At 39.0% G+C, this 14,218-nt stretch carries 10 protein-coding genes; 4 read left to right on the forward strand and 6 right to left on the reverse strand.

The genetic code is table 11. The features are described 5' to 3' along the window. Positions 1 to 29 precede the first annotated feature (29 nt). The 4 genes from K5X82_16925 (at position 30) to K5X82_16940 (ending at position 3,905) form a co-directional block, all read left to right on the forward strand. A complete protein-coding gene (locus K5X82_16925) occupies positions 30 to 2,501 on the forward strand; it encodes a DUF5686 and carboxypeptidase regulatory-like domain-containing protein (protein QZT36898.1) in 2,472 nt (823 codons plus the stop codon). 80 nt (positions 2,502 to 2,581) lie between these two features. Beyond that, on the forward strand, positions 2,582 to 3,016 hold the full coding sequence (locus tag K5X82_16930; protein QZT39148.1) for a DoxX family protein: 435 nt from the start codon (positions 2,582 to 2,584) through the stop codon (positions 3,014 to 3,016). Between the two features lie 105 nt (positions 3,017 to 3,121). Beyond that, entirely contained in the window at positions 3,122 to 3,487 is a 366-nt protein-coding gene (locus K5X82_16935; protein QZT36899.1) for a PadR family transcriptional regulator, read from the forward strand. A 1-nt stretch (position 3,488) separates the two neighbouring features. Beyond that, positions 3,489 to 3,905 (forward strand): hypothetical protein, encoded by a 417-nt coding sequence (locus tag K5X82_16940; protein QZT36900.1) that lies wholly within the window; start codon positions 3,489 to 3,491, stop codon positions 3,903 to 3,905. 98 nt (positions 3,906 to 4,003) lie between these two features. On the opposite strand, the gene K5X82_16945 is transcribed toward K5X82_16940, so the two are convergent. The 6 genes from K5X82_16945 to K5X82_16970 form a co-directional block, all read right to left on the reverse strand. After that, positions 4,004 to 6,331, reverse strand: a complete 2,328-nt coding sequence (locus K5X82_16945; protein ID QZT36901.1) for a glycoside hydrolase family 3 C-terminal domain-containing protein — start codon at positions 6,329 to 6,331, stop codon at positions 4,004 to 4,006. A gap of 71 nt (positions 6,332 to 6,402) precedes the next feature. Next, on the reverse strand, positions 6,403 to 7,062 hold the full coding sequence (locus tag K5X82_16950; protein QZT36902.1) for a hypothetical protein: 660 nt from the start codon (positions 7,060 to 7,062) through the stop codon (positions 6,403 to 6,405). Positions 7,063 to 7,080: 18 nt separating this feature from the next. Further along, positions 7,081 to 10,293 carry a cellulase family glycosylhydrolase gene (locus K5X82_16955; protein QZT36903.1) on the reverse strand — a complete coding sequence of 1,071 codons (3,213 nt, stop codon included), beginning with the start codon at positions 10,291 to 10,293 and terminating at the stop codon, positions 7,081 to 7,083. 113 nt (positions 10,294 to 10,406) lie between these two features. Beyond that, positions 10,407 to 11,582, reverse strand: coding sequence for a hypothetical protein (locus K5X82_16960; protein QZT36904.1), 1,176 nt, complete (start codon positions 11,580 to 11,582; stop codon positions 10,407 to 10,409). 28 nt (positions 11,583 to 11,610) lie between these two features. Then, entirely contained in the window at positions 11,611 to 12,594 is a 984-nt protein-coding gene (locus K5X82_16965; GenBank protein ID QZT36905.1) for a hypothetical protein, read from the reverse strand. Positions 12,595 to 12,616: 22 nt separating this feature from the next. Beyond that, on the reverse strand, positions 12,617 to 14,146 hold the full coding sequence (locus tag K5X82_16970; protein QZT36906.1) for a RagB/SusD family nutrient uptake outer membrane protein: 1,530 nt from the start codon (positions 14,144 to 14,146) through the stop codon (positions 12,617 to 12,619). Between the last annotated feature and the right edge of the window lie 72 nt (positions 14,147 to 14,218).

Consider the following 14,218-nt stretch of genomic DNA (forward strand, 5'->3'; position numbering starts at 1 on the left):
GTGTCGGTATAACCAAGTAATGTTATCTTATGTTGAAGTATATAATTCTTTTGACTACGTTTCTTTATATTTTAAAAATCAATGGGCAACAGTATACCCGAATATCAGGTATCGTTATTGATAAAGATACAAAGGACCCACTTCCTTTAGTGAACCTTCAGATAAAGGGGAGTAATTTCGGAACGACTACTAATAATGAAGGAGAGTTTAAATTGTCTCTTCCATCTAGTGTTGACACCATTATTGTTTCAGCGATAGGCTATAAAACTGTAACATATACCGCTCATCATAAAGTAGCAGTTTTGAACTCTATCACAATTCAACTTACCTCAGATATTATCGGACTTTCGGAGGTAAAAGTGACTCCCAAAGAGAATCCTGCACTTCAGATAATTAGAAATATAAGCAAACATAGGAAACAGAATGATCCAAACAGGATTTCTAACATCTCTTATAATAGTCACACTAAAATGATGGCTACCATTACCAACCTCTCAAAGTTTATAAGAAATAATATATTGTTTCGTAACCATCAAGGCATATTTATTAAAAATGATGATAGTCTACAGAGTCGAGAACTTCCAGTTCTATTGATTGAAAGAGACGACTACTTCTTTCGTCAAGAGAACCCGGAGATAGACTACCATAAGAAGATTAAAGAAGAGAAGCGCGCATTAGATTTTATGAATGAGATGGATATTAATCTTATTGCCAGTCAGATAACTTCTGGCATAGATCTGTATCGTCGTCAGATCACATTATTCAGTAAACAGCTACTAAATCCTGTTCATCAGGGCAGTCTCAACTACTATCATTATCACATTACCGATAGTTTATATACCGACAATGGTTGGGTATATACCATTTCGTTTGTACCAAAACAGCAGAACTCTTCTCTGTTTTCGGGGCAAGTACGAGTGATCGAAGATTCGTGGGCCCTTTTAGATATTGAATTAATCCTCTTAGGAACCAAACAGATAAATTTAATTAACAACCTTAAATTTCACCAATCATACGCATCTATTAATGATTCGACGATGTTCTGTCGAACCAAACGTTTAGATATAAATTTTGAACTCTTCGATAAAAAGAAGAGTTTCTTGGCACCCAAAGAGAAGATCCATTTTACTCAAATAGATTCCTATGGTAATGTGCATATCACCGATCGGAAGGTAACGATAGACGATCTGAAAAATGAGCATTTAAACCAACCATTGGTGGCGATAGACTCTATCTATATTGAAAGCAATGAGATAAGAGATAGGCAAGTGGCTAACTCTCTAGACTCTTTGAATAACCATTGGTTGGTAAAGACGGGTAACTTCTTTGCAAAGATGAACTTAACCGGTTATATTGAAGGAAAGTATATCGACTTTGGCCCTTACAACAAGTGGATAAGTCAAAATAAAATTGAAGGGCTACGATTGAATGCAAACTTCCGTACAAGCGAGGGCTTCATCAAGAATACAATGGTCACAGGTCAAATAGGTTATGGATTTACCGACAACAAGATCAAATATGCAACAGGAGTAACATTTAAGACAAATCCCGATAAATGGCGATTCATATCATTAAATGTAAAGGATGATTTTGTGAATATTGGGGACAATGGAGACGTCAGTTTATTAAATGAGAATACTAGAGATCAGATTGACTACTCTCTTGTTGCTCGTGAAGAGATCGATAAATTGGTTCGTGATCAAGAGGTCAAACTAGGGGTTATACATGAATGGAAACAGGGGATTACGTCGACCTTAGATATCGCTAGACACAAAACGTATTCTGGGCTATATGTTCCCTTCTATTCGAGGAATAATCAATTTATCCCATATTACTATAATAACGAGATGTCTTTAACGACACGTTTTAGTTGGGATCAAGATGTCGATCAACTATATTTCCAACGCTATTACTTTAACTCAGTATTTCCTGTAATTAACTTTAAATGCACCATTGGCAACTATGAATTATCAGATAATCAAAGCGGTAATTATTTGAAACTAAGAGCTACATATAAACATCAGTTTAATATTGGATTAACTACTTTGAAATATGCTGCTGAAGCAGGTTATTTATGGGGAGATGTTCCATTTACACTCTTAGAGGTTCATCGTGGAAATCCATCCTTCCTATATGCATATTATAACTACAACTCCATGAATAGTATGGAGTTTGCAAGCACACAGTTTGCCAACCTGTTTATCGATTATCATATCAATGGCATCCTGCTTAAACATCTACCCTTAATTGGAAAGCTAGATTGGCGAGAGACCGTCTCTGCGAAGATATTACACGGAAACTTAGACTACACTCAATTGGCTGGACTTATGATGCCTATGGAGCTTAAATCACTCAATAATGAGCCATTTGTTGAGCTAGGAGTAGGTGTCGGTAATATTTTTCAGTTCTTGAGAGTCGAGGGGATCTACAGAGCGACCCATCAATATGAAAAGATGGAAAACAACTTTGGAGTACGCTTTAGAGCCGAGATGTCATTCTAAATTACCCTACTTCCTAAAACAACCTACAGTGCTATTTGTTATGATGTGAAGTAATTGAAATAAAGAGCATTATTATGGATATTAAATCACTTCTATTTTACACTAGTTCCAGTCGTTCTATCTCTATAATTCGCCTAATGGTTGGCACTGTATTTCTTTCTGAAGGTATTCAGAAATTTCTATTCCCAGCCATTAGAGGTGCGGGACGTTTTGCTAAAATAGGCTTGCCCAACCCTGATCTCTTAGGAAACTTTGTGGGCACATGTGAGATCATTTTTGGCTTAATGATACTCATTGGACTATTAACACGATTATCCAGTTTGGTGACCTTCACCATCATGTGTGTCGCCATCATAACCACTAAAATACCGATGTTGGCATCCCACGATATATGGTACATGCTCCACCAGGCAAGAACAGATTGGGCCATGCTTCTAGGTAGTCTATTCTTAATAATAAATGGAGGTGGATCGATCTCTCTTGATCGGTTAATTCAACAGAATATAGCAAAGTAAAAAAGGTTCGTATTTACTTCATAAGCAAATCATATTTGTCTGTTTAAATATATATGTGTACGTTTGTATTATTCAAGATGTATAATACTAATAGAAACCAACCGTATGAACAATGAAGTAGATCCATTATTAGAGGCGTGGGAAGAGACTTATAAGAAGGGGCAGTTGACACTTTGGATATTCTTGGCACTAAAAGAAGAACCAAAATATGTGGAGGAGATAAAACTATTTGTAGAGACCACCTCTAATGGAACCATGCGATGTGAAGAGCAGAGTTTATATCGCACACTAAGGAAATATCGTCACATCGATGTGGTCGATTTTGAAACCCGTAAAGGGTTCAAAGGTCCTGACCGAAAATACTATTTCTTAACAGAACTTGGCAAGAAGCTATTGTCACAGTTTCTATCGAGAAATATAGCACTATTTTTTAATGAGAATGTACGTAATCTAATTGAACAGGAGGCTTAAAATGAAATTCCTTACAAAAAATCTAATTTACTTCGCAACAGTCATTGCAATAACATCCATCGCATTTGACTTTCTATTCTTCAATATGAACCTTGGAGTCGGTGCTGGAACATATATTCTTCCAATAGCATATGGAATGATCTGTTTTTGTGCAGGATGGTTCTTCGGAAGACGCGATCGAATGGAACTAAATCTTTGGGATATCGGATTCCGTTTTAACCTCACAACCTTTCTAGTCTGTAATAGTATCCATGAGGTCTGGTATCGTTATGTTCTTGACGCTTCAGGAAGCTTACTTAGAGGACTGCATAATGGAATGCTGATATGGTCATTCTTTATAATAATTCACTTCTATTACTTTATGCGCTGTCGTCGAGGGTCCATTAAAGGGTTAAAGAAAGACCAAATATTTGATTAGAAGCTAACAGAAGTTTTTAAATCAAAAACAAAAAGTGTCAGGTATAAAACGATATACCTGACACTTTCTTAAACTAAAATATTGTCTGTAAGGCTTCCCTATCTTGTTCTGAAAGCATTATGCCATTTTGCACTCTTATTCGCTTCAATCATCAACACTTCGCTACCTACTTGTATCTTATATTGACCTTCTTCGATAACCCACTCCTTATTCAAATTCACAAAGGCAAGTTCCGATGCCGCTACCTTAAACTCTACTGTTTTTGTCTCATTCGGATTCAACGAAATCTTATCGAACGCACGCAGACGTCTATTGTCTGGAGTAATGGATGCATATAGATCCGAACTGAATAGAAGTACAGCCTCTTTGCCAGCTCTAGATCCAATATTGGTAACATCCACAGAGAATGTAATCGTATCATGAGGTCCAAAAGCTTTCTTATCACTCTTCAGGTTACTATATTTAAATGTCGTATAACTTAAACCGTGACCAAACCCATACTGTAGATCTTGTACCGCCTTATAGTTATATGCTCCTTGCATTTCCGTTCTATTCTCCGCAGGCTTATAGTCGTAGTTTATTAGTGAATTAGGGTGCTTAGGGTAGGTGTAAGGTAGACGTCCTGAAGGATTTGTCTTACCAAAAAGAATATCTGCTGTCACCTCTCCTCCATAAGTACCTGGAAGATACGTGTGTACCACTGCCTGTGCTAAAGGTTCGATGGCTGAGATCGTTCTTGGACGCCCCTCATTTAATACCAAAACAATTGGCTTTCCTGTTTTAGCTAACGCCTTTACAAGTTCCTGCTGGTTCTCCGATAAAGATAGATTATTTAAATCTCCAGGCTTCTCTGTATAGGTGTTTTCACCAATGCAAGCAATAATCACATCTACCTTTTTTGCAGCTCTAACAGCTGCTTGTATATCAATGTTCTCCTCTTCCCAATAGGCTCCATTCATCTTATAGTTAAGACCAGGAACATACGTGACATGAGATGCGATATCTTGTATCGATTTAAGAAACGTATTGTGATTATCGATATACTTCTCCACCTTTTCACCTTGCCACGAAAGGGTCCATCCACCTTGAAGGGTACGCATTGAATTTGCATTAGGACCTGTTACAAGAACTTTAGTCGAAGAAGAGAGTGGCAATAACTCTTTCTCATTTTTTAGTAATGTAATCGACTCCTCAGCAGCTCTTTTAGCGTCCTCTTGATGGGCTTTACTAGCGAAGTTCTTATATTCATTATAGTCGAACACTGGGTTTTCAAACAGTCCCAAACGGAACTTCAAACGTAAGATACGTCTTACCGCATCGTCTAGACGTTCCATTGAAACTTCCCCCTCTTTCACCAATGCTACAAAATCCTCTGTATACTTCACATCATAAGGAACCATGGCCATATCAATTCCTGCGTTGAAAGCTATCTTAATCGCCTCCTTATCATCTTTTGCAATACGATCACGCACATATAGGTTATTAATATCTTGCCAATCCGTAACCACCACACCATCAAAATTTAGGTCTTGCTTTAGCATCTCAGTGATAAGGTGGTGGCTTGCATGCACACTCTCTCCATTTACAATACCAGAATTGACCATTACTGTTAATGCACCAGCCTCTACAGCTTTTACAAATGGCTCATAGTGCTTCTCAATAAGATCTTGAACAGGTATATTGGCAGGGGTTCTATCTTTTCCATTAAAAGGTGCACCATATCCCATATAATGCTTTAAACAGGCCGCTACGTGGTGTCTGTCTATACTATTCTTATCACCTCCTTGATACCCTTTGATCACCTCTTTACCCATCTCAGAGACAAGATATGCATCTTCTCCAAAAGTTTCCCACATACGTGGCCAAGCTGCATTTCTTCCCAAGTCAAGAACAGGGGAGAAGTCCCATGGAAGGTTTGATGCTCTTGTTTCGTATGCCGTATTTTCGGCTCCTTTGAACACCAACGATCGATTAAACGTTGCTGCTTGTCCAATCTGTTGAGGAAGAAATGTAGCATCTTGTGTGTAGGTCGTCCCGTGAATAGCATCAATACCATAAATAACAGGAATACCTGTCGTTTCGATAGCCACCTTTTGTATCTTACTTACCACATCATGCCACTCCTTTAGTGTTAGTGGTGTATTGGATGCCGTGTTAAGAATAGACCCCGTTTTTCGATTAACTAAAACATCTTTAAGCATCACTTCATCCAACTGGAATGGGAAATGACTCGTGTATACATTCTCCCCCTTACCAATGACGTCAAGAGTGAATTGAGCGGTTTGACCTACCTTCTCTTCAATGGTCATCCTTTTAAGGATCGCTTCGATTTGATCTTCAAAAGGCGAAGTTTTATTCTCTTTCGTACAAGAAAACATGGAAGCAAAAACTGCTATACATGTTAAGATGATGAATCTGTTTTTCATTTCAGTATATAATTTAAATATTTTGATTTCAATAGAAACTAATCGGTATAAAATCAATCCCAGTGAATGGATTAATAGAGTGTAATATGGTTGATTTGCCCTCTTGATATTTGCCCTCTACTATCTTTTGCTTCGACATACCAGCTCCAATCTCCTGCCTCCATTTCGCTATGGAAACTTGTAGTCGTAATATCTCCTTTTAGTAGGGTGAAATCTGATGCGTTGCTCTTTTTTGTATAAAGATTATATTCGATCTCTCCCTCTCCTTTGGTCGAAGGCTCCCATGTAAAATGGATATCTCCTGCCGACAACCCTTGTAGTGGTGTTAACGCCTTAGGTATAGATGGAAGATCTCCAATGACTCCGAGCCCTTCTGTTCCGAACGACATGATATCTCCTTTGGTACTCGACGTCGCATCATGCACCTCAATCTGCCAATAGTACTTTGTCGAAGGTGCTAGTGGCTCTTCAGTGGTATAATATGGCTCATCTATATTACTTTTGATGACGCTTAACTTCTCTTTATCTGTCCCAAACCAAATAGTGAATGTCATTTTATCACGCTCTGGGTCACTCGCTTCCCAGGACATCGATGGCGTTAACGAATTACAAGTAGCACTATTTAGTGGTACAATATTATCAGGCTTATTGGGGGCCAAATTGGGAGTTTCTGACTTTTCACAACTAACCAATAGTGAGAACAGACTCCATAATATCAATTGCTTCTTCATCTTTGTTGTTATTAGGTACTATTGGACGATAATATTAAAGGTCTCCACCTCTTCTTGATGACTAACCTTAAGTATATATGGGCCCTTAGCTAGAGGTTGAAGATCAAGTGAAATCAGGTTATTATATGTGTTATGAATACGCTGATCTATCAACTTCCCATCTGTCGAATAGACCTCTGTTTGATAGCTCTTCGCGTCACTCTCATAAGGGATATTAATATAAAGTGTCCCACTGGTCACTGGGTTCGGATATATATTTACAGACGCAATAGAGAAGGTGATATCACTATCTTCAGAGCAGAGGTTACTGTCAGAAACCTTTGCTGTGTAGCTTCCCGACACCAAGTTATTTACTGTTAGAGTGCCCTTCTGCGTTATCTGCTCTTGACCGTTTAAAATAACAGTATAAGGTGCTTCTCCACCTTCAATATTAAATGAGACACTCTTGCCATCCACTCTTGCGGTGGCGTATAGAGAAGCAGGCTCCTCTAGAATGACTTTATGCTGACTACTATATGGATGTATCGTAGAGGTTAGAATATCATACTCTCCTGCAGACAGCCCCTCAATCTGATATGGGATATTCTGACTTACATGGTAGGTATCTCTACTATTCAACGTTACCTCCATAGGCGAGGCTTTACTTAATATTGTAATACTGCCGTTATTCAATTGATAACAGGTAGGGGATTGGTAGGATAGGTTAAAATTGGCTGATGAAAAGATCTCATCAGGACTGTCTGAGATCGTTTCACCAACTTGTTTTAGTTCAAACCAATTCAGGTTATGCTCCTGTTGCTCTACCTTTAAGCGGAGTCGGTAATCCCCTTTATGTAGAAGTATTGACTTGATCGCTTTCTGTGTCTGCCATGTCGTCCAACTCCCTGTTGATCTTAGAGTGAATGTCTTTATTAAGTCAAAAGTGACCCCATTATCTTTGCTTAGCCACATAGATATTTTAGGTGCACTTTGTGTCGATGCTATTCGCATATCTAGATCATAATAGCTCGTATTTTCTACCGCAATAAGATAGTCTAAGTAGTACCCCTCTTTAGCATATGATGAGTTCTTTGATCCATCTACATCGGAGGTGTTTTCAAAGGCAAAACCATTATTAAAAACAAAATCTTCTGCTTCAATCTTCCCTGGGACACGAAACTGTCGTGGCAATAGATTCTCGATATCCAGACTAGTGAAAGAGGCCAATGGCTGTGCTTGCGAAGTAATATTATCTCCACGATAGCTCAATGTCAGTTGATTGAAATAGGTGAAATCAGAACAACTTATCTCAAGCAGACGGTCATTATCTTTACTTATTTCAACATCTTGAATACCAATAAACTTACCAGTATCATCAGATAAGGTGAAGTCTATTGGATTCAGAACACTTGTACTATTAATCGACTTATTTACTGTCACAAAAATCTTTCCGCCTACACTATTGGTCTTGGCAGACAACACATGGAAATCTACTGTATTAATAGGTTTACCATCGGTAAATTCAAAGTAGTTAAGATTTGCTCCCCCTTGAATAAAGTAGAAGACCACCTTTACCTCTCCCTTTGGCAATACAATATCTTTAAATGTCGTCGTAGTCCATGTATCATAATTCGCTGTAGATGGTAAAGTCAGTGTAGAGGTAATATCTACACCATTGGCCATAATTTTGATCAATGACGCATTCCCAGCATGACGAATATGAAGATTAAATGCCTCTATCGACGGATTATTCACCGTATATTGTATCCACTCTTTGTCGGCAGTCCATCCTACATTATACGCTGCGCCAACCAATGAACCATCGTCGTTCTTATCGGCACATGGTTGAATGTCTACCGCATCATTTCGGTATGTCCATCCTGTATTCCAATCCGTATAGTCGGTAACTTGGCTTAAGTTGGCTGTATCTTTATCCCAATAGGTATACCCATTTTTACCCATATCAAAATCAGCAAACCATGTCTTATCTCCCACAGCGTGCTTTTTATAGGCTTTACCATCGTCGGTATGTGGTTGACGGATCATCGCATCGATCACATCATACATGATGCGGACATTTTCGATCTTATGGTTCTCTGCCCATTGATTTAAGGCATCTACTGCTTCTGACCCTGTCAGGTCATCTGTCGTACTCTCCGTTCTCCATCCATCAACGAGTCGCTTGTATGCCTCTGGCTCTTCCACATACATCACGTTATTGATTCCATTCTTCTTTACAGGCCACCATGACCATCCAATATCTTTACTCTCACAGAGTTTAATCAAATGGGTATACCACACATTCGAGTTCTCTCCACTCTCTCCTAACCAAAGAGGAACATCATATTTATCACTCTTTTCAATGATCCAATCCAATGAGTTTGCATCCACATTGTTCCAATACTTATGGAAACTGATCGCGATATTATCGTCCCATAGAGTTTCTGGTAAACCATCATAGTTGTTAGCCCAATCATTTCCTTCTAAGAAAACAATATGATTATCTCCAGTAGACCTAATGGCATCCGTACACTCCTCCAAAAGGCTCCACAACATTTGGTTGTTGTCATTCTTCAGTTCGCTCCAATTGGTCTCGTTTAACAAGTCATATCCACCAATCCATGCTTCGTTCTTATAACGATCGGCCAACTTCTTCCATAGTGCCACCATCTTATGTCGATTGTTGACATCTTCCCACAGAGATAGTTTATTCGGATCATAATCACTGATATCTGCATTACGTCCTTGACCACCTGGTGCCGCATGTAGATCTAAAATAAGATACATATTATTAGCCTTACACCAACTTAATACTTGATCTACTCGTTCAAAACCACTCTCATACCAAGTATATTCATGTTTGGATAAGTTCGAAGCACTCTCTCTCTCGATAGGAGGAGTAAACTGGTTATAATGCATCGCCAATCGAAGACTATTAAATCCCCATTGCGCCATCGAATCTACATCTGCCTTGGTCATATGGTTATGCCACCACTTTTCGAAGAAGTCATCCGTAGCACTCTCTCCAATAGTGTCTATAAGTTTCTGACGAAATTCATGTTGTGTTCCTGTAACACCCGCCGTTTTCATCATATACCCCTCCATCAACACCCAGTTACCAGTACCTATTCCTCGTAAAATAACCTTCTCTCCTTGGTCATTTTTTATAAGCTTTCCTTCTGTCCTAAGCGTCTGGGCGGTACTATTGTATACGCTTAAGAACATTATAATGAGCGGAAGAATGTGTTTCATGTTGCTTCTGTAATTTTATACGTTTGGGAGTAAGTAGAGAGGTGTAATTACCCTCTCTACATACTATATGTATCGTGCTATAAACTATCGTCTATTAAACCTTTTCTTATGATTTAATGGATCGTAATCCCTGGATAGGACCTCTTCAAAACCATGTCATCGATATAGATTACACCACTAGTTCCTTTTCCATGGCTAAACATAACCCATAGATGTTTAATGTCTGAAGCGGTAATTTTATCGCCAGAGAAATCTTTATCTGAAAAGTCAAAAGAGATATCTACCCATTGACCTGTAGCATCAACTGTTTTTTCTACCTCTACTCTACCATCCCAACTATCACTGGTCGAGAGTCCAATTTTAATCAGCCTCTCCTCCTCAGACATATTAAAGGGATAGTCAACCCCGCCAATATTTATGGTTTTATCTTCTAAGTAGATACGAAAAGCAACCTCACTGTACTCATCCGCAAAATCCATAGAAACACCATTAAGACTATAGCGAGCCTCAGTCCACCAGCCTCCTGATTTACCCATCACAAGAACATTACTTCCGCCGAAAGCATAAGGATTGGTATTAGGATTATACTCATTAAGAAGTTTTGTGTCTCCATTGGCCTCTCCCCAACTTCCTGCGAAAGGAGTGGTGTTCTCAAAGTCAAGGAAGCTCACATCCTGCTTTTTAATCTCTCCATTTTCAATGGACACTGTCGTTTCTGCACTCAACATCGCACCTTGCACTGTCGCTTCAAACTTCACATTATAGTCTCCTGCTTCTAGATATCTGATGATGGTATCGGTCGTACTAGTTTCAACCCACTCTCCATTACCAAAGTCCCATTTGCTATTCTCAAATACCGTGGATGGATCGCTATTGATCATTAACTGTCTGAGATTCTCTTTTCCTGCTACACCTGATTCTGAAATATCCTTAACCGAGATCAGCTGTTCTGCCTTTACCGTGATCTTATCGAATGTTTTCTTACTCACTCTATTTCCATTAACAGCTGTAAGAATTGGCTGATATTCTCCGTCCACCGTATAGATGATGATACCTGACTCTTCACGTACCGTCTTGCCATCTCCTAAGTTCCACTCAATATAGCTTAGTCCTTTTGTATTATTCGAAAATTCATAACTATTAGGGATGCCAGTAACACTAGAAACATCTTTAAATGATGCATCTAGATTCACAACATTTTCATCCCAACTCTTTGGATCTCTATCCTCTTCACAACCAAAGGTGATGGATAAGAGTAATATTGCTGCTATATATAGAATTTTGTTCATCGTATTATTGTTTTAGTATCCTTAGCAATTAGATTCCACATCCAGGAACTTTCTGAATCAACTCAATGTCATCAATCATGATCACACCAGTACCATCTCTACCAGCACCCCTATCATTATCCCAATTATGAGTGAACATAAACCAGATGCTCTCTATCTTTGTAGGATCTACTTGATCGAAAGTCGTATCTGAGAAATCAAACTCCACATCCACCCACTGTCCTAATTCACTTACCTTAATCTTACGTTCTATCTCTTGTCTCCCAGAACCATCATTCAATCCGATCTTAAGATTTAGGTAGGACTCAGGAATATTGAAATCAAAATTACCTTCAGGTACCTCAAAAGTGTTGGGAATATAGAAACGTAGTGCTACCTTTCTCCACATACCATCCTTTGAGAAATCGAATGTATTATTTGTGAAGTCATAAGCAGTTTCTGTCCACCAGCCCCCTGATTTACCAATAAGCAACACATTGTTGTCTTTAGGAAACTGATAAGCTGTAGCTTCATCCACATGATACTCATCAAAAAGAGGCGTGTCATTCTTATTTTTATTCACCCATCTTCCAGCATATGTTGCTTCATCATCGAAGTTGTCCATCGATACCCTCTTTCCAATAGCACACCACAATGTCTCTGTAGCGTCTACATCTGCAACTTTCTTTGAAAGTTCTCCATCATACGTGTATCCATTAAACGTAATGTTATACTTCCCTGGTTCTATATAGTAGATCGTATCTTTCTCCTGCTTACTGGTCTCTCCATTTCCAAAATCCCAAGTAATGAACTGTATCGCCTTGCTATCCTCACCACCTGCTCCACGAACATATTCCACTTCATAAATCTGTTTGGCTAGCTCTCTTACATTGACCTGAATGTCATTCTTTAGCGCTTCTAGTCCTGCTGGATCAGGTTTTTTATAATCCTCTACAACTCCAACTTCAGTTGGTTCACAACTCCATACACCAAAGCATATGAATATCAATAGTAGTTTGAATGTTAATTTCATAATATGCTAGTTTTGTGGTGGTTTAATAGCCTTGGTTTTGCTTTAGTGGTACTGAACTAGAACTGGATAATTGAATCTGCACATCAGCAATAGGCCAAACACCTCTTGTGGCCTTGTTGAACTGCACATCAAATGGTGCTTCATAGTGGTTAGTGATCGCTGCATCTGCCACATCTAAACCTCTACGTAATAAGTCCCAATATCTTAATCCTTCACCTAAGAACTCTTTCCTTCTCTCTTCAAACACTTTATCTAGACTCACCGAAGGGTGGGTGGTCAAACCGGCTCTTGCTCTTACCTCTTCATAATAGCTCTGTGCCGTACGAGAGAAGTTGCCTCCTTTTAACGACAACTCTGCTGCCATCAATAAAACATCGGAATACCTAACCACAGGGCGGCCATCAGGGTGTCCTGTAAATGTAGGATCATCCACATATCTACTTAGAGGGGTGAATTTCTTAAAATAGTATCCCGTATACTGATAGCCGTGGCTATAGTTATCTGCCCCAATTTCATCGTCTGCATTCAAGATGGTAGCATCACGACGTGTATCCGCAGGATCAAAAATATTATATACCTCTGGGCGAATCGTACCAAAACCCCATCCTGAAGCATAGGTCGTTGTGTTCGAAAGGTCTCTTACACCATAGAATTGTACATCGCTACGACTCGCACCCTTTCCGTTAAAAGAGTAAGGAATTTGGAACACATGCTCTGAGCTATAATAGGTTTTATCCGAACCCGACACCAACCACAGATCTGCAAAGTTATCCACCAAATGATAACCACCATTCACAATAATATCATCAACCACAGCACTAATAGAGTTCAAAGTAACACCACCTGGCATCTCTGTTTTCGAATAGAATCCAGTATAAAACAGATACATACGTGCCAACATCGCTTCTGCTGCATATTTTGTTACCCTCCCTTGTTCATTCTCAACAACCGTAGCAGGTAGATCCTCTATCGCATCCATATAGTCACGAGCAATTTGTTGATACACATCGTCTGGCGATGCTTGTCCCACAGGATTGTCTGCGAGAGTAATCGGAGTGGTAATCAATGGGATGTTCTCATACATTCTTACCAAATTCGAATAGATGTAGGCACGAATGAATTTAAGCTCCGCAATCACACGTCTCTTCTCCACTTCGTCTTTAAATGCAATAGCAGGAACTTTCTGTAGTGCGATGTTGGTACGATAGATTCCTACATATCCTTTCCACCAGAATTGATCGTGTTGCCAATCGGTTGCCAACATCTTATGTTTCTCAAATCTTCTGACATCCACACCATCCGAAGAGTTACCTCCTCCGGTAAACATATCGTCGGAACACATATTTAGAAAAAACTCAAACTCATTGGTTCCTCCCTTGTCTTCGGTAATCGCATTATATGCTGCATACAATGCGGCATGTGCATCTTCTTCCGTCTGATAGAAGTTGTCTTCTGTCGTCGCGGTATGATTGTCCACTTCTAAAAAGTCCTCACATCCTGTTGCCAGCATGGATAGAACGGTTATAGTGAAGTATAAAATATATTTATTCATAATAATAGACGCTTTAGTACTAGTCATTTAATGTATTTATGATGGGTGTCTCTTGATCATATGAGATTGTAA

It is taken from the genome of Prolixibacteraceae bacterium (assembly GCA_019856515.1).
Taxonomy (GTDB): domain Bacteria; phylum Bacteroidota; class Bacteroidia; order Bacteroidales; family Prolixibacteraceae; genus Halosquirtibacter; species Halosquirtibacter xylanolyticus.

Excerpts from the sequence above, each read along its gene's own strand:
- K5X82_16925 (QZT36898.1), top strand. The coding sequence starts at position 30 with ATGTTGAAGTATATAATTCTTTTGACTACGTTTCTTTATATTTTAAAA.
- K5X82_16935 (QZT36899.1), top strand. The coding sequence starts at position 3,122 with ATGAACAATGAAGTAGATCCATTATTAGAGGCGTGGGAAGAGACTTAT.
- K5X82_16940 (QZT36900.1), top strand. The coding sequence starts at position 3,489 with ATGAAATTCCTTACAAAAAATCTAATTTACTTCGCAACAGTCATTGCA.
- K5X82_16945 (QZT36901.1), bottom strand. The coding sequence starts at position 6,331 with ATGAAAAACAGATTCATCATCTTAACATGTATAGCAGTTTTTGCTTCC.
- K5X82_16950 (QZT36902.1), bottom strand. The coding sequence starts at position 7,062 with ATGAAGAAGCAATTGATATTATGGAGTCTGTTCTCACTATTGGTTAGT.
- K5X82_16955 (QZT36903.1), bottom strand. The coding sequence starts at position 10,293 with ATGAAACACATTCTTCCGCTCATTATAATGTTCTTAAGCGTATACAAT.
- K5X82_16960 (QZT36904.1), bottom strand. The coding sequence starts at position 11,582 with ATGAACAAAATTCTATATATAGCAGCAATATTACTCTTATCCATCACC.
- K5X82_16965 (QZT36905.1), bottom strand. The coding sequence starts at position 12,594 with ATGAAATTAACATTCAAACTACTATTGATATTCATATGCTTTGGTGTA.
- K5X82_16970 (QZT36906.1), bottom strand. The coding sequence starts at position 14,146 with ATGAATAAATATATTTTATACTTCACTATAACCGTTCTATCCATGCTG.